The sequence below is a fragment of the Mesorhizobium sp. LNHC221B00 genome (assembly GCF_000502935.1).
Classification (GTDB): Bacteria; Pseudomonadota; Alphaproteobacteria; order Rhizobiales; family Rhizobiaceae; genus Mesorhizobium; species Mesorhizobium opportunistum.
The window spans coordinates 118,319-140,014 of the sequence record NZ_AYWR01000003.1 but is presented as its reverse complement, the minus strand read 5'-3'; the positions used below and the strand labels follow the sequence as shown (position 1 = coordinate 140,014).

15 protein-coding genes and 2 pseudogenes are annotated in these 21,696 nt (G+C 58.2%); 9 read left to right on the top strand and 8 right to left on the bottom strand.

Annotation, left to right across the window (positions count from 1 at the left end):
- Nucleotides 1-12: 12 nt before the first annotated feature.
- Nucleotides 13-1,008, top strand: a complete 996-nt coding sequence (locus tag X741_RS161360) for a caspase family protein (protein WP_023776455.1) — start codon at nucleotides 13-15, stop codon at nucleotides 1,006-1,008.
- A gap of 11 nt (nucleotides 1,009-1,019) precedes the next feature.
- On the top strand, nucleotides 1,020-2,177 hold the full coding sequence (locus X741_RS161365; protein WP_023776454.1) for a S8 family serine peptidase: 1,158 nt from the start codon (nucleotides 1,020-1,022) through the stop codon (nucleotides 2,175-2,177).
- A 177-nt stretch (nucleotides 2,178-2,354) separates the two neighbouring features.
- Here the strand turns inward: X741_RS161365 and X741_RS1000000171640 are convergent.
- Nucleotides 2,355-2,980, bottom strand: a pseudogene (locus tag X741_RS1000000171640) (tyrosine-type recombinase/integrase).
- A gap of 209 nt (nucleotides 2,981-3,189) precedes the next feature.
- Here X741_RS1000000171640 and X741_RS161370 point away from each other — a divergent pair.
- The 4 genes from X741_RS161370 (at nucleotide 3,190) to X741_RS01000000166260 (ending at nucleotide 7,418) form a co-directional block, all read left to right on the top strand.
- Nucleotides 3,190-3,516, top strand: coding sequence for a DUF1294 domain-containing protein (locus X741_RS161370; RefSeq protein ID WP_023776453.1), 327 nt, complete (start codon nucleotides 3,190-3,192; stop codon nucleotides 3,514-3,516).
- Between the two features lie 486 nt (nucleotides 3,517-4,002).
- Nucleotides 4,003-4,920 carry a hypothetical protein gene (locus X741_RS161375; RefSeq protein ID WP_023776452.1) on the top strand — a complete coding sequence of 306 codons (918 nt, stop codon included), beginning with the start codon at nucleotides 4,003-4,005 and terminating at the stop codon, nucleotides 4,918-4,920.
- Nucleotides 4,910-5,398: a hypothetical protein gene (locus tag X741_RS161380; protein WP_023776451.1), complete on the top strand. Its 489-nt coding sequence runs from the start codon at nucleotides 4,910-4,912 to the stop codon at nucleotides 5,396-5,398. The genes X741_RS161375 and X741_RS161380 overlap by 11 nt, the downstream gene beginning before the upstream one ends.
- A gap of 133 nt (nucleotides 5,399-5,531) precedes the next feature.
- The gene (locus X741_RS01000000166260; protein WP_245272650.1) at nucleotides 5,532-7,418 is read left to right on the top strand and encodes a hypothetical protein; all 1,887 of its coding nucleotides are present in this window, start codon (nucleotides 5,532-5,534) and stop codon (nucleotides 7,416-7,418) included.
- 21 nt (nucleotides 7,419-7,439) lie between these two features.
- Here the strand turns inward: X741_RS01000000166260 and X741_RS161385 are convergent, their stop codons facing one another.
- The 6 genes and pseudogenes from X741_RS161385 to X741_RS161400 all read right to left on the bottom strand — a co-directional run bounded on the left by X741_RS161385 (nucleotide 7,440) and on the right by X741_RS161400 (nucleotide 14,348).
- Complete coding sequence (locus tag X741_RS161385) at nucleotides 7,440-8,486, bottom strand: DUF3800 domain-containing protein (protein WP_023776450.1); 1,047 nt, start codon at nucleotides 8,484-8,486, stop codon at nucleotides 7,440-7,442.
- A 111-nt stretch (nucleotides 8,487-8,597) separates the two neighbouring features.
- Nucleotides 8,598-9,737, bottom strand: coding sequence for a hypothetical protein (locus X741_RS161390; RefSeq protein ID WP_156937834.1), 1,140 nt, complete (start codon nucleotides 9,735-9,737; stop codon nucleotides 8,598-8,600).
- A 526-nt stretch (nucleotides 9,738-10,263) separates the two neighbouring features.
- Nucleotides 10,264-10,440, bottom strand: a complete 177-nt coding sequence (locus X741_RS1000000170755; protein WP_245270346.1) for a hypothetical protein — start codon at nucleotides 10,438-10,440, stop codon at nucleotides 10,264-10,266.
- A gap of 184 nt (nucleotides 10,441-10,624) precedes the next feature.
- Nucleotides 10,625-11,140 (bottom strand): annotated as a pseudogene (locus tag X741_RS1000000170750) (caspase family protein); the annotation flags it as partial.
- 565 nt (nucleotides 11,141-11,705) lie between these two features.
- Nucleotides 11,706-13,121: a mannose-1-phosphate guanylyltransferase/mannose-6-phosphate isomerase gene (locus tag X741_RS161395; protein ID WP_023776443.1), complete on the bottom strand. Its 1,416-nt coding sequence runs from the start codon at nucleotides 13,119-13,121 to the stop codon at nucleotides 11,706-11,708.
- A gap of 195 nt (nucleotides 13,122-13,316) precedes the next feature.
- Nucleotides 13,317-14,348: a nodulation protein NodZ gene (locus tag X741_RS161400; protein WP_023735778.1), complete on the bottom strand. Its 1,032-nt coding sequence runs from the start codon at nucleotides 14,346-14,348 to the stop codon at nucleotides 13,317-13,319.
- Nucleotides 14,349-15,321: 973 nt separating this feature from the next.
- On the opposite strand from X741_RS161400, the gene gmd reads away from it, so the two are divergent.
- From gmd to X741_RS161415, 3 genes are all read left to right on the top strand, one after another.
- Nucleotides 15,322-16,392: a GDP-mannose 4,6-dehydratase gene (gmd, locus tag X741_RS161405; RefSeq protein ID WP_023692482.1), complete on the top strand. Its 1,071-nt coding sequence runs from the start codon at nucleotides 15,322-15,324 to the stop codon at nucleotides 16,390-16,392.
- Nucleotides 16,392-17,336, top strand: coding sequence for a GDP-L-fucose synthase (locus X741_RS161410; RefSeq protein ID WP_023689384.1), 945 nt, complete (start codon nucleotides 16,392-16,394; stop codon nucleotides 17,334-17,336). Before gmd ends, X741_RS161410 begins: the two co-directional genes overlap by 1 nt.
- Nucleotides 17,337-17,688: 352 nt before the next feature.
- Nucleotides 17,689-19,110 (top strand): phosphomannomutase, encoded by a 1,422-nt coding sequence (locus X741_RS161415; protein ID WP_023735779.1) that lies wholly within the window; start codon nucleotides 17,689-17,691, stop codon nucleotides 19,108-19,110.
- A gap of 168 nt (nucleotides 19,111-19,278) precedes the next feature.
- Here X741_RS161415 and X741_RS161420 read toward each other — a convergent pair whose 3' ends face one another.
- Nucleotides 19,279-21,675, bottom strand: a complete 2,397-nt coding sequence (locus X741_RS161420; protein ID WP_023735780.1) for a transketolase — start codon at nucleotides 21,673-21,675, stop codon at nucleotides 19,279-19,281.
- Between the last annotated feature and the right edge of the window lie 21 nt (nucleotides 21,676-21,696).

The following is a 21,696-nucleotide window of genomic DNA, read 5'->3' as shown; positions in this document are numbered from 1 at the left end:
GAAGGAGTTCACATGAAACGCGCTTTGGTCGTCGGCATCGATTCCTATCCCAGTCATCCCCTGACCGGCTGCGTCAACGATGCGCTGGCCATGGGCGATCTCCTGGAGACTTTGGGCAACGGGGATCCGAACTATGCGGTGCATAGGCTGGTCAGCCAAGATTTCGAAGTTACATCCGCCCTCTTGAACGAAGCCGTCGAGCAACTGTTCGAGGGCGATGCCGAGACGGTCGTCTTCTATTTCGCCGGGCACGGCATCATCAACCGCGAGACCAACAACGGCTACATCGTCGCCCAGAATGGGAAGAAGGGCGGATGGGGGATGTCGCTCAGCGATGACATCCTCGGGCTTGCCAACAAAGCCTATCCAAGGATCAAGTCTAGCGTCATTATCCTCGACAGCTGTCACTCTGGATTTGCTGGCGAGCTACCGGCACTAGTCAGCAAGGATGTGTCGGTGATCGGTACTGGCGTCACCATCTTGACCGCCAGCCATCGTGATGGTGTGGCCGGCGAGGGTCAGAAGCACGGGCTATTCACCGACATCCTCCTCGCCGGTCTCAAGGGCTCTGCATCCGACATACTCGGGAACGTTACTCCAGCGGCCCTCTATTCACTCGTCGACCAAACGCTGGGTCCTTGGGGCGGGCAGCGCCCGATCTACAAGGCCAACGTCCACACGTTCGTCAAACTTCGCGAGGTCGCGCCAAAGATCTCGAAGGAATTCCTCCGTCGTTTGCCCGAGCTGTTTCCGAATGACGCCGCCGAATTTCCGCTGGATCCCTCCTACGAGCCCGCGCGCGACAACGTCCCGCCCGAGATAGTGAGCTTACCGGTCGACGAAGGTCACGTGGCGATCTTCAAGGGCCTCCAGGCGTGCAACAGGAATGGCCTAGTCGTTCCTGTGGGGACGGAGCACATGTATTACGCGGCAATAGAATCGCACAGCTGCAAGCTGACCGCGATCGGCGCGCACTACCGCAGGCTTGCCGAGCAGAAGCGCTTTTGAGTGGGGAGTCGATGCGCAAATATGTGATCATCAGGAAGACCGAGGCCGCCGTTGGTGGAGCCAATAGAGGAATCGAGAGCACCTCCCCCGATAGGGGGCCGTCCGTGCTCTATGAGAGACTTACGGATCAGGCCGCAGCCACGCTCGCTTCCCTTCCGGAGGTCAAGGCGATCGCCCCTGCCATGGCCATCAAGCTCATCCGACCGTTCCAGGGCTCGAGTTCTGCGACCGGGGACGTTTGGGGGCTGCAGGCCACCGGCGCCTCGACCTCCGGGTTTTCCGGGGAAGGGGTCGTACCCGCAATACTCGATACCGGGATCGACCCTACTCACCCGGCGTTCGCTGGCGTCGACCTCGAGGAAGAAGATTTCACTGGCCAAGGGAACGGTGACGTGCTCGGCCATGGCACCCACTGCGCTGGAACGGTTTTCGGCCGCGATGTCAACGGCCTTCGGATCGGTGTTGCGCGCGGGATCAAGAAGGCCCTAATCGGCAAAGTGCTCGACAACAGCGGCAGCGGTGATACCCAGACGCTGGAGGACGGGGTCAGTTGGGCGCTGAGACGAGGCGCCAATATCATCTCAATGTCACTCGGCTTCGATTTCCCGGGCATGGTCAAGAGCTGGATTGACGACGGTTGGCCTGCCGATCTGGCTGCCTCAAACGCTCTCGAGTCCTACAGAGTGAACCTCCGCGTCCTCGACGCGGTGATGAGCCTGACCAAGCCCAGGGGAGGTATCCACGGTGGCACCCTGGTGGTGGCGGCATCCGGCAATGAGAGCAAGCGGGAGCAGCATCCAAATTGGCGGATCGCTGCTTCGCTGCCTGCCGCCAGCGACGAGGTCATCGCTGTCGCTGCGGTGGGTCGCCGCGGCGAAGGTTTCGTGGTCTCGGACTTCTCCAACAGCGCGGCCCTTCTGAGCGGCCCGGGTGTCGACGTGATCTCCGCCAAGACCGGCGGAGGCTTGGACACGCTCAGTGGCACGAGCATGGCGTGCCCGCATGTGGCCGGTCTTGCGGCGCTATGGTGGGAGGCGACCCGCCGCGGCGGTCGAATACCAACGGCGATCAATGTTCGTTCGGCGCTGATAGGCAGCGCCCGACGGGAGGGCTTCGCAGGCTCCGATGCGGAGGCGGATATCGGGCAAGGGCTCGCAACCGCGCCATGACGGCCCAATCGATGTCGGCACACCACCTCCAACTTGCTTTTTCGCCTTGCCAGGACGCCAATGTCTGCTTTTGAGAAGCCGCAAAGGCTCGCCGAACGACCGAAGTTGGGCGCAAAGCCGCTGGGCCGAGCATGAAGCGATGACGACCCCACGCGACTCACGCGAGGTCGTCCTCTTTCAGATTTCAGTTCCCTCGGCCAGTGTCAGTGCATCCTCGACGTCGACGCCGAGATACCGGACGGTGTTCTCAATCTTGGTGTGGCCGAGCAGAATTTGAATTGCTCGGAGATTCCCGGTGGCCTTATAGATAATGGAGGCCTTTACGACGAAGCGAGTGGGTGCCATAATCCTCACGGCGAAGGCCAACCGCCGAAACCCATTCATCGACCAGGCGCGCATACTGCCTGGTGCTCAAAGGGCCAGCATGATCGACCCGACTGGGAAAGGCAAATCGTCGACCGTTCCACCTCTAAGTTCGAGCCATGCAAGTAGGCTTGCTCGGGCGTCTGCCATCAGTTCGAATTGAACTGGCCTCCCAGTCTTCTGCTGCACAACCATCGCCCGGGTCCGAATCTCAGCGCCACTCACTAACGTGCCAATCTTGAGCTTCACCAAGTCGCAACCACGTAGCTTGCTATCAATCGCAAGGTCGAACAGCGCTCGGTCCCGTGATCGACCTTCGCGGTCGAGAAAGAACCGGATTTCCCAAATCTGACGAACCTTGGTCGTTTGACGCCTACTCTCTTGCCTGCATTCCAAGCGGAATGGCCTTGTCCGACGAGGTCATACTGCGAATGTCCCATATCGTTTCTCCTCAGGCCACTATTGGCCAGAGCACAAACGTTCAGGAGATTGTGGGGTCGAGAGCGGTCGGTCGGCTTTTGCGTTCCGATTGGCGAAAGTCGCCCTTCGGGTCACCATGACGACGTTTCAGATACCTCATTTAGATGGACCCGTTGCCATCCGTTGGTTTGACGGGCTTAGGTTATACTGGCCCGAAGGTGAGGAGCGCATGCCTGAGCAGTTTGCAATCGGGGTCATCGGCTACGTTCTCGCGGTAAACTTGCTGGCGTACGCCTTCATGGCGTTCGATAAGGCTATGGCCAAGAACGGTTCCCAACGCATTTCAGAGTGGACGCTTCTTACACTCGCCACCATTGGCGGCAGCATCGGAACTGTGATCGCGCAAAAAACGATCCGGCACAAGACGCGCAAGGAGCCGTTCCGCTCCAGGCTCGCTCGCATCCTCCTGCTCCAAGTCCTCGCGGCAATCGCGATTGAAGTGGGATTGCTCTTTCCGGGATCGCGCGAAACGCTCTCGCAATTCCTCGCATTCTGAGGCGAATTCGGGGCCGTAAGTTGAACGTACGTTGTTGCGCAGCGTCGACCGGAAAGCTGCCCTTAGGCTGTGGAGCCCGCAACTCCCTGCATTTGGTGTGAGATTGAAGCCGAGCGCACGGGAGCGGCGTGAACGAGGGTGCGCACTGCCTAGCTTGTGGCCTCCGAAGCCATGTTTGCGACGGCGGGTTCCGGCCTCCGCGAAATTGTCGGCCGTTCAAGAGGCGCGCCATCAGATGGAACGAAAACTGAATGGGCGATGTGTATCGAGCGGCCTGCCCACAGTTGTCGATCTCGTTCTGTCTCGGCCGATGATTGCGCCGGCATGGTGGCGGCGGCCCTTTTCACACAGCGTTGAGCCCTCAAGCTCATCGCATAAATCGGCATTTGTGAAATGACGGGCCTTGCTTTTGCTTGGCTGGTTCCCCAATGGTCCGTTGAATTATGATGCATTGGCGTTAAGCTGATAATATTGGGGGTATCGGCAATGTTGAATGCAGTGCAGGTCTGGAATCCAGACGATTGGGAGCTTTTTGCCCAAAGTTTACTTCATGGGCGTCACGGTCCGCTGCACGTGCAGAAAATTCCGGCTGCCCACAAGGGCGACTACGGCATTGATTACTACTGCACAAAGGACGCGGTTGCCTACCAATGCTATGCGGTCGACGAACCAATTAATATTTCGATTCGGGCGGAGCGCCAGAAGAAAAAGATCACAACGGACGTGGGGAAGCTCGTCAAAAATCATGCCGAGATTGGAAAGTTATTCCACGGCGTGCCCATCAGGCACTGGGTCCTCATGGCGCTCCTCCATGACAGCAAGGACGTTAATCTTCACTGCGCCAAGAAGACGAAAGACTTGCGTGACGTTGGTTGTCCTGCGTTCGACCCTACGGTCGAGGTGATCATTCAAGATCCCAGCAATTTTCCGAATGACGCCGTTGCTCTGGGAATGTCTGCTCTTTCCAAGGTAACTCTGTCTATCCAAACGCCCTCACCATCGGAATTGGCCACATGGGCGGCAGGGTCTTCCGACCTCCTTGCCAATGCCACCGCGAAGCTCAAAAAGCGGGCATCACCAGACAAGCTCGATGATGTCGTGGGCGACACAGTGAGGTCTTTCCTGCAGGGCAACGCTGTGCTCGATGCTCTTCGCTTTGGTTCGCCCGATCTCCACGAGAAGGTCATGTCTGCGGTGAGGAGCCGTGCTCGACGATTGGAATTTGCTGGACCCCAATCAGGTGGATCCGCCGGGGAGATACTGCACGCGGAACTCGATGCCCTAATTGCTGCGATGCAAGCGGCGGCCCCAAGTCTTTCGGCGGAGAACGCAGAGCAGATCGCGTACGGCTCCATATGTGAATGGATCATGCGTTGCCCGCTGGATTTTCCCAATGGCCAGTGAGTCGAGCCTTCGGCATGCCATACTCGGCGGGGCATTCACCTATACGGCGCGTCCCGACCCCATGCCGGGGGACCTCCGCATGTCTTGGGGGATAGCCGTGCTGGTCCTCGCGCTCTTTTATAGCCGGGCGAAGAAATCCAACTTTCAGAAACTCCAGTTTATGGCGCATGCCGTTCGATTGCCGGAGGGCATGGAGGAAGTTCGCGGGCTTCTGTCAGGTGAATATACACCCATGGAGGTTTCTGTTCGAGTAGAGCCGTCTCTCAACCGAGCTGTGGCTTTGGCACATGCACTGAAGCTGGTGAAGATTGAAAAGGGCACGTCGGTCTCGCTCACAGACACCGGCGAGAAAATGGCTTCGGTCATTGTGAAGGGTGGCGACACGCTGAGAGAGGAAGTGTCGTTCCTTCGTGATGTAGCGCCGAAAATGACCGAGGCACTCATGAAACGAGTTTGGCGGCTGGAGGATCTCCTATGACACTGCGCTTCCAGCGTTTGCGACTTGTGCAGTGACATCCGACGGGTTGTACGGTGCAGATGTTCCATTCTCTCCTGGCCTGACGGTCCTGTGGGCTGACAACACAAAGGGTAAATCGACCTGCATGCAAGGAATGCTTTATGCCTTGGGCCTAGAGCGCATGCTGAGCCCACGGCGAGAGATTCCGCTGCCGCATGCTATGACAACCTATCTCAACACGGACGCCGAAAAGCGCGTTGAGGTATTGGAATCGAGTGTGTCGCTCGAAATTGCTAACGGAAGCGGCCAGGTCATCACCGTGAATCGCGCCGTGAAGGCAAGCACGGATACCCGGCTAGTCACTGTCGACTTCGGTGCCGCATTGTCAACCGACGGGGCCGCCATGCGCCGACAGAACTTCTTCGTTCTGGATCCCGGGGCTGCGCAGCGCGAAGACGGCTTTCACCACTTTCTCGAAGGTTTCGTAGGATGGCGATTGCCGCAGGTTAGGCGGTACGATGCTCCCGAAACGAAACTGTACCTTGAGACCGTATTCCCCTTGTTCTGGGTTGAGCAAAAGTTTGGATGGTCGGCGATACCGGCCGCCATACCGACCTATATGCGAATCCGCGAGGTGCATAAGCGCGCTGTCGAATTCATCATGGGGCTCGATGTATACAAGCTCGAGGTGCAGAGAGAACGCCTCGCGGAGCGCCTAGCAGCAAACTCGAAAGATTGGTCCGTGGTTCGGCAAGAACTGGAACGATTTGTGGCCAGAGGTGGCGGACGAGTTGCAGCTCTAAGCGAAAGCCCTGTAGCCGATCCGGCTGTATTGTCGAACGCGCATGTGCAGCTGGCTGAGGGGACAGAATGGGTTCCATTGAGTTCCGTCGTCTCCCAACTCAGGGGGAGTGTCGCGGAGCTAGCTGCGAGAGCGGTACCTGACGTCGAGGAGCAATCGGAAGAGGTTACTCAGAAGCTGTCCCAGATCACCCAGAATGTCGATCAGTTAAATGCCGAGCGCATTCGTGTGCATGCTGTTCAGCAACTCAAAATTGCTGACATGCAGTCCCTAAAAAGGCGCATCGGCACTCTTGAGGACGATCTGGCAAAGAACCTCGACGTGCAAAGATTGCAGCGCTACTCCGGCGTCACGGCCGCACTGACGCCAGATAGGTGTCCAACATGCGAGCAGTCACTGATAGACACGTTGCTGGCACAGGACGCCCTTTCGGCGGTGATGCCAATCTCCGACAATATCGAATACATTCGATCGCAGAAGAAAATGTTCGAAGACATCCTCGCCAGGGAACAGGCCGAGGAGAATGATCGGCGGGATCAGCTCTCGGCGATCGGTCGAAGACTGGTCGACTACTACGCTCAGATTCGGCTCCTTCGATCAGAGTTGGTAGCGCCCGGCGCCAACCCATCCGCAGCCATCATAGAAGAGCGCATCCGAGCTGAGGCACGATTGCGGGACCTCGAAGCCCTTCAGGCGATTTTTGATGATGCCCTGGATCGACTTGGTAATCTGCAAGAAGCCTACAGTTCGCTCCTCCTTGAGCGAGCCCAGATTCCGACTGAAAAGCTTTCTCCCGGCGATCATGACAAACTAAACCGGCTGACGTCACTGGTACAGGATCAGGCCAAAGATTTCGGCTTCAGCACATTCTCGCCGGCAGAGCTATCGATTTCCCAAGACAGCTACCGGCCCGAGAAGGAAGGATTTGAGATTGGCTTCGAGACATCAGCTAGTGACGCCATTCGTCTGAAATGGGCCTATCAGTTGGGACTGCTCGAACTCGCCAGTGACAAATCCACCAACCATCCCGGCATGCTTGTCTTCGATGAGCCGCGTCAGCAGTCGTCTTCTCGACCGAGTTTTCAGAACCTTCTGAATCGCGCGGCCAAAGCCAAAACGCGGAATCAGCAAGTGATATTCTCCACAAGCGAGGATCTCGAAACCCTCAAATCGATAACTTCTGTGATTGACTGTAGGGAGGTGATCTTCCCGGGCTATATCCTTCAAAAGCTTGCGTAGGGTCGTATTCCACCGAGGCCTTCATGGACTGTCGCGACCACGTTGTCGCTCATTGCGCAGAAGATTAACGTGAACGATCAGCTCTGACATACGGCGCGAAAGCATGAAATCATCAGTTTTGGTCTTCAACCTGGCTTTGAGCGCGGTAAGCGCCTCGCCTCTGGGTGAACGCTGAGCGACCCAGAGCAAAAGGTCCGTTGCCTGAAGCCCGGCATTGTCTTTCGATGACGGCATCTCGAATTGGGCGAGCTGATACTTGGCGAGTGAAGCGTCAGGAAAAGAATCGTCCATCGGGTCGTGCCAAATGATGTTGCCAAATTGCTCGTAGGTTTCGGCCAGAGTTTTGCGAAATTCGTCCTGCTTATCATGCACGAGGCGTTCCGGCGAACTGGAGTGTTTCGATGCAAAATCATGAATGGCCTGAAAGAGGTGGGTGAAAGCCACCACGTTTGGAGTGTTGGCCTGATAGCCCTTCCTCTTCAACGTATTCGCGAGTGTGAATTCCGCAGGCTTCTGCCGAGCGTATTCGAAGGCCCTAGAGACCACTTTGGACACGGCCGGCGGTGTCACCCTGATGTCCATTCCGGCTTCGATCAGATCGAGGCTGGTCGTTATGCTCGAGAAGTCATCACCCAAGAAGGCATTCCAGAATAGCTTCGCGGTGTCGCGCGACATGGCACTGTCGACAGTAAGGCATAGAACGTGGCGATTGAGTTCGTCCCAATACCAATTGCCAGGGACCGCCTTGTTCTCTCCTGCATCGAAAATCACGTCCACGAACTTGGTCGGGGCCATATAGGGCTTGTGAATCTCAGTTAGGCTGAATGACCATGCTCCTGAAGCTTCGAGAGCGTCGATGACGGATTGGCCGAGTTTTGCCACAGCGTCTTCCGGCCACTCATGCGCATGAAAACGCTCTACCGACCTCTCTTTCAGAAAAGGGGACAATGCTGCTTGCGCGTGCGGCGCGATGTCGGAAGTTGCGAGTATCGCGCCTAGTCGAAAGTACTCATTTTCGTCGAAGATGTTGCGTCCCGAATTGCCTGTCTCGTCTGCAAATGCAAACATTGCTGAACCTCTCGGCGCGGATCATCGTCTCTCGTGCTCGGATCGGGGAGCTCCCATACCGATATTATAAACAAGGGATATTCTATGGACGCGGTATGTCGAAAAGAGACGCTACGAGCCAAGCCATTCTAGCCAGTGGTCGGTGCTGATACTTGGGATCAGAGCGACCGGATTAATGTCGAAACTCACGCTGCCGGCGCGATGCTCGAATTTTGACGCACGCAAGCCTGCCCAGAACAACGCTAGGTCCTTGTCGGCGGTGCATAGCATAACTGGCTGATTCGGCCAGATAGCGAAGATGTGCATCAGAATCTCGAGCGAACGCAAATCGGCCAGAGCGTTGTAAGCTTCGTGCCTTCCATAGACGGATTTGAACTTCAACATGCCTTTCGCCGGACTTTTTCCGTTTGGACCCAAGGCAGCGCTAAGGGCTGCGAGGACCGGGAGTGAGCGTGCCGGCAGGCCGCAAGCCTTCGCGGTAGCAAGAATCTCATCGCATACGGTTTGCCTCCGCCTTTTTCCGACGGGTGCCTGAAGTGTCGGATTGAGGCGGACGAGAAAATCCTGCTTACGGCTCATGCCTTCGCGGGTATCTTCGATCAATCCTAGGATGCCCTTTAGACCATCGGCGTCGGCAGCGATTAGAGTGGCATTTGGGAGCGCCGAACGCAGCTTTCTCACTGCCTCGTCGAGACTCCGTCGTGCGGATTCCGCTGTCGGATGTTCCCTGTCGTGGCCTTCGAGAGCAAACAGCGCTGGATTGATGCGTACTGCGCTGTCCGCAAACAGATCGATGAAGTCGCCCTGCGTTCCATTCTTGGCCACCCCGCCCAGCAATCGCTTATCCAACTCAGCGACGACGCAGCGGTCCGGTAGCACGATAGAATCGTCCGCGATCGCGATTGCTGAGGGCAGCCAGCCTCCTTTAACAAGACCAATGGATTTTGATGCGTAGCGACTTTGCAGCTCTGCCCGAAAGCTGCCTACGCGCCCGATATCAGCCGCCTCGACGTCGCCTCCGATAATTGTCCCACGACCGACAAAGGGAATGACCACCGGTTGATCGAGCTTGGCGTTTGCCAGGATTTCGTAGCCCAAGGGTTCGAATTTGAAATCCGCAAACTGCACTTCTCGCCCGTCTCTCCCATCTTCGGCGGACTCTCGGCAGACCATCATGCGTTTGTTCGGCACTGCGAAGGCCGATCCGTCAGAAGGAGATGTCGTCATCGCTAGGAAGGTACTCTCGCTCATGTTGTTTGACGTAATCGATCACATGCTGATGCTTGCGCAGTATGGCATAAATCAAATCAAAATTCGCGCGAACGGTACACGGAGCAGACACTTCGTTTCGATCTCTACCAATGTCTGGTTCCGGGCATGCCAGACGCGTGTCCCTACGACCGACTTAGGCGCGTTCCCGCCTGGCAGCTTTGGGGCCGACTGCGGACTGTCCTCTTTCGGCTGTGAATTGGCGAATAGCTGCCATTAGATGCTGGTAGGAACCACCACTTTTGACCCCAAGTCGGATGCTTTCCTCAAGTTGTATCATGGTTTGATGATGTACCGCCGCCATCCCGTCTCTTTCCTCGAAGGCTAGTCGCCGCCGCCGATCGACAGACTGAAGAACATCGACGCAATCTTGCTCGCGGTTTCCCCAAAAGATATTGTCCAGCTGCGCCATTTGCTTGACCATTTCTGAAGCTTGACTTCCGTCTTCCTGCCGAAGGCATGCGACATTGGCTTGAACGAGACATCGCTGACCCCGGGGCCGAGCGGATTAGCGCAACGCCTTGAGCTCGCGGTGGGCAGGGAATTCGTCCAGTGCCGCGTCGATCACGCTCTCGCGCGAAATGCTGCCGCCACCGCCCAGGGAGATCAGGCGGAGCGCGGCGAACCACTGCGCTCGTCCGTTGCCGCTCAGCCTGAGGCGCGAGACGTCGCCCCCCGCCCGCAGCCAGATGTCCTGGTCCGTCGGGCCGAGCGGGAAGAGGTCCCCTCATGATCTGCTCGAGGTCCCGGTGGCGCTGATTGACGCCCGGTGAGATCGACTTGGTGCCGCCGAGCGCGAGTGCGACGGGGAAGTTCTCCTCAAGGTCGCTAGCCTTGAACACTGGGTGCTGCCTTCCCGGGACGGACTGCCTGACCGTCTCAGACACGTGGTTGAACAGGTCAAACCCGATGGTCCCGTCGCTGGCGGCGGTGGCAGCGCCCTTGAGGCCGGAGAGCATCGCGGTCGTGAACACGCTGTTCCGCTCGCGTCTGAGCACCAGAGACGTCTCGGTCGCACGCGACGACGCGAGCACAACCCGGCCTGTCCCCCGCGCCAGTTTCCGCAGAGACTTCTCGTCGAACCCTTCGTCGTTCCCGTCCTGCCCATCATCGCCCAGGCCGGACTTAAGCGTGGCGGTGCCGGCGGCATGGCACGCGTCGACGACGAGGATGACCCGCGGTGCCTTGATGGCGGCGATCGCAGCGGACAGCTCGGCCTCGCCGAGCGACGTTCCTGCGACGTCCGTGAGCTTGCAATCGTAGGGGAGGAGCGCGCTCGTCGCCTCGGCGCCACTGCCGATGCGCGCCCCGTGGCCCGAGAAGAAGATCGCGACGGTGTCGTCGGCGGTCGCGGTCGCCGCGAGGTAGGCAAGCGCTTTGCGGATGTTTTCGAGCGTGGACGCGTCGTCGGTGAGGACAGTGACGTTCGCCTCCGGATATCTGCGGCGGTCTGGTGTTCCAGCTTAGCGATGGAAGTCGTCTCGTTCGAACCGTGGTTCCGATGGCCTTTCAATCAGCGCTTGCCGGGATCATGCTTGCCGCAGACCTGGTCAAGCATAGTGCGGGTTTTCCGATGAGTCGGACAACCAGCACTCGCATGAATCTACTGCGCCCCCTTGGTTCTCACCTCCATGATCCGAAAGCCAAAGATTCCAGCGGCCGCTGCATCTGCAGCGATGAGGATTTCATTGCCGCCTACAGGCTGAAACACGGCTGTGCCGTTGGACAGCTGAGCAACGGGTCCGCCTAAGAAATATCTGAAGTCTTCGTTACCGCGGACGGCGAGCTGTCAAGCGCTCACCGATGTTTTCGACCACGATCGAGTGCCTGATGAGAGTGCGGGCGGATACTATGACACGCTCGGCCCGCTGCTTGCCAATGTCAGGCCCAGAACCCACGACAGAGATCCTTGAGCGACGGCTCGCCGTTTAACGTTTTTTGTACTGTTATCTACGTTCGACCATATTCGTCGTCGAAGCGAACGATATCATCCTCGGCGAGATAATCGCCGCTCTGCACTTCAATGATAACCAGGTCAATTCTGCCTGGGTTCTCGAGCCGATGCTTATGGCCGCAGGGGATGTAAGTAGATTCGTTTGTCCCCAGGAACAACTCCTGCTCGCCATTGACGATTTTGGCGGAGCCGCTGACCACGACCCAGTGCTCCGAACGATGATAGTGCATCTGCAGGCTCAACTGGCGACCGGGCTTCACCTCGATGCGTTTGATCTTGAAGCGCTCGCCTTCCTCCAGAACCGTATAGGTACCCCAGGGCCGGTGTACCGTGCTATGGACCAGATGAGCTTCATGTCCCGAAGCCTTGAGGCCCTCGAAGAGCTTCTTAACGTCCTGAACGCGGTCGCGGGATGTGACAAGCAAAGCGTCCGGAGAATCCACGATCACCAGATCGCTTACGCCCACCGTGCCGATGACGCGCTTGTCGGAGCTCACATAGGTGCCGGTCGTGTCGACCATATGCACATCGCCGCGTATCCTGTTCCCGCTTTCGTCGGGGGCGATCAAATCGGCCATTGCGTTCCAGGATCCGATGTCGTTCCAATCCATGTCGCAGGGAACCACGGCAAGTCTGTTAGTCTTCTCCATGACAGCGTGGTCGAGCGAGATTCGCGGCGCGGAACCGAAATGCTCAGGCGCGAGTTCGATTTTGGCAAAGCCTTGGCATTGACTGGCGCGGCCGTTCTCGTAGCTGTCGGCGACGGCCTGGAGCACCTCGGGACAATGCAAAACCATCTCGTCGAGCATGGTTTGCGCACTGAAGCAGAAGATGCCGGCGTTCCAGAAGAAGCATTTGGACGCGACATAGGCTTTGGCTGTCTCCAGATCCGGTTTTTCAACGAAACGGACGACGTTCTCACCATCTGCTTCGATGTAGCCGAATGCGGTTTCCGGTCTGGTTGGGGTGATGCCCAATGTGGCGATCCGCCCGAGCTTCGCATGTTCCATGGCCAGGCCCATGACGTCTAGAAACGCAGGCAGGTTGCTAATCAGGTGATCGGCCGGGAAGACGCACAGGATCGCGTCAGGGCCTTGCGTTGCCCTCGCATGGATCGCGGCTGCAGCCACGGCGGCGGCCGTATCCCGAGCTTCGGGCTCGAGCAGAAAGGTGCGTGGCAGGACCACGGAATCCAGTTCGTCAAATTCGTCCTTGGTCAGGAAGAGGTGGTCCCCGGATGTCACAGCGACGAGTTCCACGACACCTTCTATCGAAGCGGCGCGCAGCACAGTGTGCTGAATGAGAGAATATCCATCCGCTACTTTGAGGAAAGGTTTGGGGTGCGATTGCCTTGAGGCGGGCCATAGCCGCGATCCGGCTCCGCCGCTGATGATCACGGGAATGACTTTCATAACCAACCTCAATCTCGTCTCTGGAGTGATCGCCCGCGTTCTTTCGAGCGTCAGCGTCACGATCGCCGTCGCTCTGGCTTGTCTGCGGCCCCCGCGTAACAGCGAAGTTCTGGCGCGTTGCGGGCGGCGTCAGATGACGACGCTATCGGTAATGTACGACGCCTCCACTGGCGTCGGTGAGAAATGCGCATTCAACTATGCCTGTTGGTTGCGTCTGCCGAATTGCGCAGGTGGCGGGTCATAACTGAGATCAGAGACTTGGCTGTCTTCTATCAAAGTCAAACGACTTGGCTCTTTCAGATCGAATTCAATTACCCGTGGTGCGAAAAGGCGTGCATATCGTGTAAAGGCGCTCGTCGGGGGAAACCGAATTACGGTATCGCAGCGCCCGAGAAGATACATCTCAACGAGGGCGGAAATTCCGCCGTCAATCCCGAGTGCTGCAGTGTGTAAGGGGCCAGCTTGATTGGGTCCGAAGTGCTTCGGGACAGTGAGCAGATCGGGAAACCTGGCCGACAGAAGATCCAGTATCCGCGCGCTGTCCGTGCATAAGAACAGCCGCACAGGCCTGGGGTGCGGTAACGCCTTAGCCTTGTCAATTGCAGCGCACACTTGCCGAACGGCGAGCTCCGGATCGGCCCAGTAGGGCGCATGCTCCATGATGTCTTCACCGTTACCGTGCCGAACATGAATCCCGATGATGCTGTGCCCCTCAAAACGTTCCTGATAAATGGCATCTATGCGGGCTTGAATTTCTGGCCGAGGCTGGACACTCTGGAACACCTGCCGCTCTGCATCCTCATCGCACCGCCACATCAGACAAGCGTCACACACTACTGTGTTCGCTTCGACATCGTGTTCGGCCTGAAAGAGCTCGCCCAACTCATCGCGCTCTTGGAAAATCTGCTCATCTGGCCGGTAAAGGCACTCGATCGCCGGCCTGTTCCACCACTCCGGGAAGAATGGACCAGGGAAGGAAACGTCGTTGATCCGGTCGTCGGAAATAGCCGGCACGCCAGCGATGTCATTGATCGGCTGGAAGAACACCGGAAACGCATTTGTGAAGGGTTGGTCGAGGTAGCAGGCCCCCCGCCAGTCGATGACTAGAGTTCGTCCCGACCGCTGCGCGTAGCGCCAAGCGGCCGCCAATGACCACAGACAATCACCGAACCCCGTACGCCTCCGAGAGACGACGAACCGGCGCTTTTCCAATCCACTAACATGCATTTTCGGAAATCTCGTTCAGAGAGGAGGTTGCCCGGTTTGGTATCCTTAGTCGACACGTAGACCCTGACGCCGGGCGCTTGGCAGAGGCCGGGCCATAGGGCAGAAGAGCTCACTCAGCACTGCCCACTAATCCCGTGACGCTCGCACAGCTTGAAGCCGATGCCCTCGCTTCCGGTTCCGCCTTCTCTACTGGGCCTCCGCGGCATATGTAAAATCTATTGAGTGGATGCCGGCCATCCATGTGTTGGATGCCATGATGAAGGGGCTCGGCTGACGCGGGCCCGGCCAATAGAGCCGAAACAGCCGGGAAACGCTGCGACACTGCCTGCCGGAGCAAATCGTTCCGTCGACGCCATACGCCAAGGGTTCAAGGCTGCATACAGCAACCGGTACCGGGCGAGATGAGGTCGACAGCTCGACGCGCCTGGAACCAGCTGATCGACAGAATCTGCAGTCTGCTCCCAAAGTTCTGCACGACCTGTGCCGGATGCTGTGGTGAGGGCTCGCGGCCACGAACGTCGTCCTCGCCCCGAACGGAAGCTCGCGCCTACGACTCCGGGCCGGCGATGCGCCCCCGCTGCTCGGTCGGACCATCCATTCTGTGGATGCACTTTATCCAAACAATCGATTTCACTGATCCAAACAATTCCCATTAGAAGACGCTGAAGCAAGAAAGAAAGGCGTCCTCACTCGCTGATGGATGAGCAAATCAGCTGCAAGGTGCTGGGAGTACATGTCGCTCACGGCGTGAGCTGAGCGGCACTCAGACCGCATGTACGAAGCCGACAGGTTAGCGGCGCAACTCTATTTTGCTGTGACTCCAAGCAAGAGGTGTGCTCGGCTGGCGGACTGTCAATGACGAGCTTCGCGCCGCATCTGTCGAAGTGCTCCATAGCGCACGGGGCTGGCCGCACATTCTGTCGGCCTGGCGAGCCGGAGCCGAAACTTTAAACTTTAATAGGGCAGGAATAGAATGGGCGATAGCAGGAAAGTTGCTCTTATTACGGGCATAACTGGACAGGATGGTGCCTATCTTGCCCGTCTTCTTCTCAAAAAAGGCTACATCGTTCATGGGATTAAGCGACGTTCCTCTTCCTTCAACACGGGTCGTATCGAAGACCTCTACCAAGACCCGCACGAATCCGATCCGCGCCTGATCTTGCATTACGGTGACCTCACTGATTCGACTAACCTCATCCGCGTGGTTCAGGAATCTCAGCCAGACGAAATTTACAACTTGGCTGCTCAGAGCCATGTGCAGGTGTCGTTCGAAACACCTGAGTACACAGCAAACGCGGACGGTATCGGTACATTGCGACTTCTTGAGGCGATTCGCCTCCTCGGTCTGACGGACAAGACCCGCTTCTATCAAGCCTCGACTTCGGAGCTATACGGCCTCGTGCAGTCCGTACCGCAGAACGAAACGACGCCCTTTTATCCGCGCAGCCCTTACGCCGCCGCCAAGCTCTACGCCTACTGGATGGTCGTCAATTATCGCGAGGGCTATGGTATGCACGCTTCCAACGGCATTCTTTTTAATCACGAAAGCCCCCTTCGTGGCGAAACTTTTGTGACGCGCAAGATCAGCCGCGCTGCCGCTGCTATCTACCTGGGCAAGCAGGACAAGCTTTATCTCGGCAATCTCGATGCTCAACGCGATTGGGGCCATGCGCGTGAGTACGTGCGAGGTATGTGGATGATGATACAGCAGGATCAACCGGATGATTACGTGCTGGCTACGGGCAAAACGACTCCTGTCCGCCAATTCGTCGAGTGGGCTTTCGAAGATATCGGCGTCGAGATCGAATGGCGTGGCAAGGGTGTCGGCGAAAAGGGCTATGATGTAGCGAGCGGCAGATGCCTAGTCCAAGTGGACCCACGCTACTTCCGCCCCACGGAAGTCGATCTTCTCCTGGGTGACGCTACCAAGGCGAAGGAGAAGCTCGGCTGGGTGCATGAGACATCCGTGCGCGAGCTTGCTGCGGAAATGGTACGCGAAGACCTGAAGGTCATGCAGACATCTGTAGTCATGAAGGAAGCGTAATGTATGATCTGAACGGAAAAACCGTGTGGGTCGCTGGCCACAAAGGTATGGTGGGCAGCGCTGTTGTACGCCGACTCGCGTCTGAAGACTGCAAAGTTGTGGCCGCCCCTCGGGGAGAGCTAGACCTCAAGCGACAGACCGAAGTTGAAAACTTCGTGGCAGTGATGAAACCGGACGCTATCATTATGGCGGCGGCAAAGGTAGGTGGTATTCTCGCGAACGCCACCTATCCGGTCGACTTTCTTTACGACAATCTGATGATCGAGGCCAATATCTTCGCGGCAGCCCACGAAAACAATGTCGACCGCGTCCTCTTCCTCGGCTCGTCTTGCATCTATCCGAAGATGGCACCACAGCCCATTCCTGAAAGCGCGCTTTTGACCGGGCCACTAGAGCGCACCAACGAATGCTACGCCGTCGCCAAGATCACCGGCATCAAAATGGCTCAAGCCTATCGCCAGCAATACGGCCGCGACTACATCTCCGCTATGCCGACGAATCTCTACGGGCCAGGCGACAATTATGACTTGCAGTCAAGCCACGTCATCCCAGCGCTGATCCGGAAAGCGCATGAAGCTAAGCTCATAAGTGATAAGCAAATCACCATCTGGGGCACGGGCACACCACGTCGGGAATTCATGCACGTCGACGACTGCGCCGACGCATTAGTCTTCCTTCTGAAGAACTACTCTGACCATGATCACGTCAATCTCGGCTGCGGACAGGACATCACGATCCTAGAGCTGACTAGAATGATCTGCCGTGTAGTCGGATTTACCGGGGAGATCGCGCATGATCACTCTAGACCTGACGGTACACCGCGAAAGCTGATGAGCGTCGACAAGCTGCGCACTTTGGGATGGGCAGCAAAGATCACTCTCATGGAAGGCATCGAGAGTGTCTATCATGCATTTCTAAACGGGAGCTACACCGAACGGCGATAGATAAGAGGATTTGCTGCGTCTCAGGCCTGTACGCGCTTTCGGGACCCAGAGCTAATGTAGACTGAGACAATCACTCGATGGCGATAGCGCTCATGTGAGCCAGCCGCGAGGAGCCCCGCCGGACCCGGACCCCATCCGCTCCAACCTCGTCGCCGTGAAGGTCACGGTGCGCTGCCCACGCCGACGCCGACTGCGTCAATCCTCACAAGGGTAACCGTCGATAACCGAACGCGTCTACGGTAACCGAATGTACTTCTTGTTCTCGTCCGAGGGATCTGTCGATGGGCATTCCGGACGAGCCAAAGTTTGAGCATGTTACCTTCAAAACCCGGTTAGCAACGTCGGATTTGGTATGAAATTCGGAACAAGTGGATTACGGGGCCTGGCGACAGAATTGGCAGGAGCCGCCTCTGCCCTATATGCAACGGCATTCGCGACATTCCTGCTGGAATCCGGCCTGGCCAGAATTGGCGACGAGATACTCATAGGGCGCGACTTTCGCGCCTCGAGTCCGGCCATCGCCGCCGTCTGTGCGGCGGCACTGTCCGCGCTCGGCTTCATCGTAGTCGATTGCGGCGCAGTCCCCACCCCTGCCCTGGCACTGTATGCTCAGGCGCGTAAGAGTGGTTGTTTGATGATCACAGGCTCGCACATTCCGGCCGACCGTAATGGAATAAAATTCTATCGACCCGACGGTGAGATCGACAAGGGTGATGAGCGGGAGATAACGCGCATCGCCTTGCAGTTGGAGAAGCGCGGATACGTCCTTGAAGGTGCTGTTGCACGTCGGCAGCACCGGGAGGCCGAATGCAAGGCCTTTTTCATGGCGCGCAATCGAAAGCTTATGGAGATTAATGCTCTAAAGGGCTTAACGGTGGGCGTATATCAGCACAGCACAGTCGCGCGCGATCTCTTAGTTGACATTCTCTCATATCACTGTGCGACGGTCGTAACCCTGGGACGTTCGGAAGGTTTCATTCCTGTCGACACTGAAGCGGTCTCTGACGAGACTGCTCAACAGTTCAAGCTCTGGGCCAAAGAGCATCGGCTTGATGCGGTCGTCTCGGCAGATGGCGATGGTGACCGCCCACTGGTAGCTGACGACCACGGAGACCCCCTTCGCGGTGATTTGTTAGGCCTGATTACGGCGAACTTCCTGCAAGCGAAGGCAGTCGTCACGCCGGTCACATCAAACTCTGGTATCGAGACCGCAGGTTCTTTTAAAGTCGTGCGTACCAAGGTTGGATCGCCATTTGTTATTGCTGCCATGCTCGATTTGGTTGCGTCGGGTCACGAGCGCGTGGTTGGTTTCGAAGCAAACGGTGGTTTGTTGACCGGCACGGACTTTGACCCGAACGGAACTAAACTGACAGCGCTACCTACACGCGACAGTTTTCTCCCCATCCTTGCGGCACTTTCCCTTGTTAGTACAAGTGGGCAGCCACTGTCGGAGATTGGCAGTTCCTTTCAATTGCCGGCAGCGGCGGCGGATCGCTTGGAAAATTTTTCCGTCGAAAGCAGCACTCGCCTCATGACATACCTTCGTACAGCGGAAACTAACATCGCCGCCTTCGTCGGGTCGATAGGAGTGGTAAGCAAGGTTAGCGATGTTGACGGACTTCGTATCACTCTCGCGGATAAGCGTGTCTTGCATTTGCGTCCATCCGGAAATGCCCCGGAAATGCGGTGCTACGTCGAAGCCGAAAATCGGGAGGACGCGGAGCTTTTGCTCCGGACTGGATTGGATCGAATTCGTAATTGGACGCAAGGCTAAATAAAAGCCGCCTCCCTGCGTATTCCAGGTGACCCTGGGGGTCGCACAAGCTACTCAAGCGCGATCAGAACGTCCACAGTGTCCCGGCCCTTTCCGCTTTGAAGCAAACCGGAACGCCCGTGGAAACAGCCGATCCGTACCAGCCACGGAGCATCCGGTAGCTCATGGTCAAGGCAGCGCCTTCCGGTAGCGAACAGCCGGTCCCGCACTCACCGCCTGTGCCGCATGTACGATGGCGTTGGTGTCCAGGCCGTGGTGACGGTATAGGTCCGCAATAGTCCCCGTCTGGCCGAACTGCTCGACCCCGAGCGCCTTCACGCGATGCCCGTTAACCCCACCGAGCCACGCGAGCGTCGCCGGGTGGCCGTCGATCACGGTGACGATGCCGCAGTCACGCGATAGCGGCGCGAGCAGCCGCTCGATATGACTCAGGGCGCCAATCGCGCCACGCTGCCGGGCACGTTCCGCCGCCTGCCAGCCCGCATTAAGCCGGTCCGCGGAGGTGATCGCGAGCAGCCCGACATCGCGCCGGTCCTCCGCCAGAAGACCCGTCGCGGCAATCGCCTCCGGCGCGACGACGCCTTGATAAGCAATGACGACACTCGCGTTGGGCCCAGGCGGACGCAGCCAATAGGCGCCATTGACGATGTCCCGCGCGAGCGCCGGGTTCATGTCGCGCGGCGGCTGCTCGAGCGGCCGGGTTGACAGGCGAAGATAGACCGATCCTCCGGTCTGATCACGCAGCCACGTCGTCTCATCCGGATCCCCCTCGCCATTACGTTGCATGTAATCGAAGGCAAAGCGCATGATCACGGACAGTTCGTCGACGAAGGCCGGTTCGAAGGCGCAAAGCCCATCCTGCGCCATGCCGATCAATGGGGTGCCGATCGACTGGTGTGCTCCGCCCTCGGGCGCTAGCGTCACGCCCGAGGGCGTTGCGACCAGCATGAAGCGCGCATCCTGATAGCAGGCGTAGTTTAGCTGGTCGGCCGATCGGTAGATGAAGGGATCATAGACTGTCCCGATCGGCAGCAGGCGCACGCCATTGATCGAGTGCGAGAGACCGAGCGCCCCGAGCATGATCATCAGGTTCGACTCGGCGATCCCGAGCTCGAGGTGCTGCCCCTTCGGCCCAAATTCCCAGGTAAAGGTCGACGGAATGCGTTCGGCCTTGAAGGTGTCCGCCATGGTCTCCCGGGCGAAAAGGCCGCGCCGGTTGACCCAGCCACCGAGATTGGTCGAGACCGTCACATCGGGCGAGGTGGTGACAATGCGATCGGCAAGCAGACTGCGCTCGCGTGCGATGTCGTTCAGGATCTGTCCGAACCCCATCTGGGTCGAGAGCGGCTTGCCGGGCTGCCCCGGTGACGGAAGGGTTTCAGGCACCGGCACCGACGGCGCAGACAGCCTCCTACGCCCCTCACTGAAGAACGGCGCCTTTGCGAAGAAGGCGTCAAGTTCCGCTTCCGGCAAGGTGGCGGCCGCCCATTTGTCCCACTCCTCACCCCGCTTTACGCCCATTTGCAGGCGGTAGTCTTCCATCTGCGTGGGCGTCATCTGCCCCGCGTGGTTGTCCTTGTGTCCGGCAAGCGGCAGACCGTAGCCCTTGATGGTGTAACAGATGAAGCAGACGGGACGGTCATGCCTGGACGCCGCCTCGAAGGCTTCGAGGAGGCTCGGCATGTCATGCCCGCCAAGGTTCGTCATCAACGCCTGCAACTCGTCGTCGGAGCGGCGTTCGATCAGAGTGGTGACCGGCCCTTGGTCTCCGATCTCGTCGAGCAGCCGCTTGCGCCAGGCAGCACCCCCTTGGAAGGTCAGCGCCGAATAGAGCTGGTTCGGACAGCGCTCTATCCACTCGAGCAGCTTCTCGCCCCCCGGCTCGGCAAAGGCAGCCTCTTGCAGAGCCCCGTGGCGCAGGACCATCACGTCCCAGCCGAAGTTGCGAAAAATCTGCTCGAACCGCTGCCAGAGGCCCTCCCGGATCACGGCGTCGAGCGACTGGCGATTGTAGTCGACCACCCACCAGCAGTTCCTGAGCCCGTGCTTCCAGCCTTCGATCAGGGCCTCGTAGATGTTGCCCTCATCCATCTCGGCGTCGCCGATCAGGCTGACCATTCGGCCCTCGGCACGCTCCTTCATCCAGCCGTGACCCGAGACGTAGTCCTGCACCAGCGACGAGAACAGCGTCTGAGCAACGCCGAGACCCACCGACCCGGTCGAGAAGTCGACATCGTCGACATCCTTCGTCCGCGAAGGGTAGCTCTGCGCGCCCTTGTAGCCGCGGAAGTTCATGAGCTTTTCGTGCGTCTGGTTGCCCGCCAGATACTGAAGTGCATGGAAGATCGGCGCCGCATGGGGTTTGACCGCCACTCGATCCTGCGGGCGCAGGACCGAACCGTAGAGCGCGGTCATGATGGTACTCAGCGACGCGGACGAGGCCTGATGCCCCCCGACCTTGATCTCATCGCCCTCGCGGACGTGGTTGGCGTGGTGGATCGTCCAGGCTGCGAGCCAGGAGACGCAGCGCTCGATCTCGTGCAGATATTCCAGTTTCCTCGTCATTCAGTTTCCCGCAAATCAGCT

Bases quoted from the DNA above. Each gene is read 5' to 3' on its own strand.
- X741_RS161360 (WP_023776455.1), top strand. From the start codon at position 13: ATGAAACGCGCTTTGGTCGTCGGCATCGATTCCTATCCCAGTCATCCC.
- X741_RS161365 (WP_023776454.1), top strand. From the start codon at position 1,020: ATGCGCAAATATGTGATCATCAGGAAGACCGAGGCCGCCGTTGGTGGA.
- X741_RS161370 (WP_023776453.1), top strand. From the start codon at position 3,190: ATGCCTGAGCAGTTTGCAATCGGGGTCATCGGCTACGTTCTCGCGGTA.
- X741_RS161375 (WP_023776452.1), top strand. From the start codon at position 4,003: ATGTTGAATGCAGTGCAGGTCTGGAATCCAGACGATTGGGAGCTTTTT.
- X741_RS161380 (WP_023776451.1), top strand. From the start codon at position 4,910: ATGGCCAGTGAGTCGAGCCTTCGGCATGCCATACTCGGCGGGGCATTC.
- X741_RS01000000166260 (WP_245272650.1), top strand. From the start codon at position 5,532: ATGCTTTATGCCTTGGGCCTAGAGCGCATGCTGAGCCCACGGCGAGAG.
- X741_RS161385 (WP_023776450.1), bottom strand. From the start codon at position 8,486: ATGTTTGCATTTGCAGACGAGACAGGCAATTCGGGACGCAACATCTTC.
- X741_RS161390 (WP_156937834.1), bottom strand. From the start codon at position 9,737: ATGAGCGAGAGTACCTTCCTAGCGATGACGACATCTCCTTCTGACGGA.
- X741_RS161395 (WP_023776443.1), bottom strand. From the start codon at position 13,121: ATGAAAGTCATTCCCGTGATCATCAGCGGCGGAGCCGGATCGCGGCTA.
- X741_RS161400 (WP_023735778.1), bottom strand. From the start codon at position 14,348: ATGCATGTTAGTGGATTGGAAAAGCGCCGGTTCGTCGTCTCTCGGAGG.
- gmd (WP_023692482.1), top strand. From the start codon at position 15,322: ATGGGCGATAGCAGGAAAGTTGCTCTTATTACGGGCATAACTGGACAG.
- X741_RS161410 (WP_023689384.1), top strand. From the start codon at position 16,392: ATGTATGATCTGAACGGAAAAACCGTGTGGGTCGCTGGCCACAAAGGT.
- X741_RS161415 (WP_023735779.1), top strand. From the start codon at position 17,689: ATGAAATTCGGAACAAGTGGATTACGGGGCCTGGCGACAGAATTGGCA.
- X741_RS161420 (WP_023735780.1), bottom strand. From the start codon at position 21,675: ATGACGAGGAAACTGGAATATCTGCACGAGATCGAGCGCTGCGTCTCC.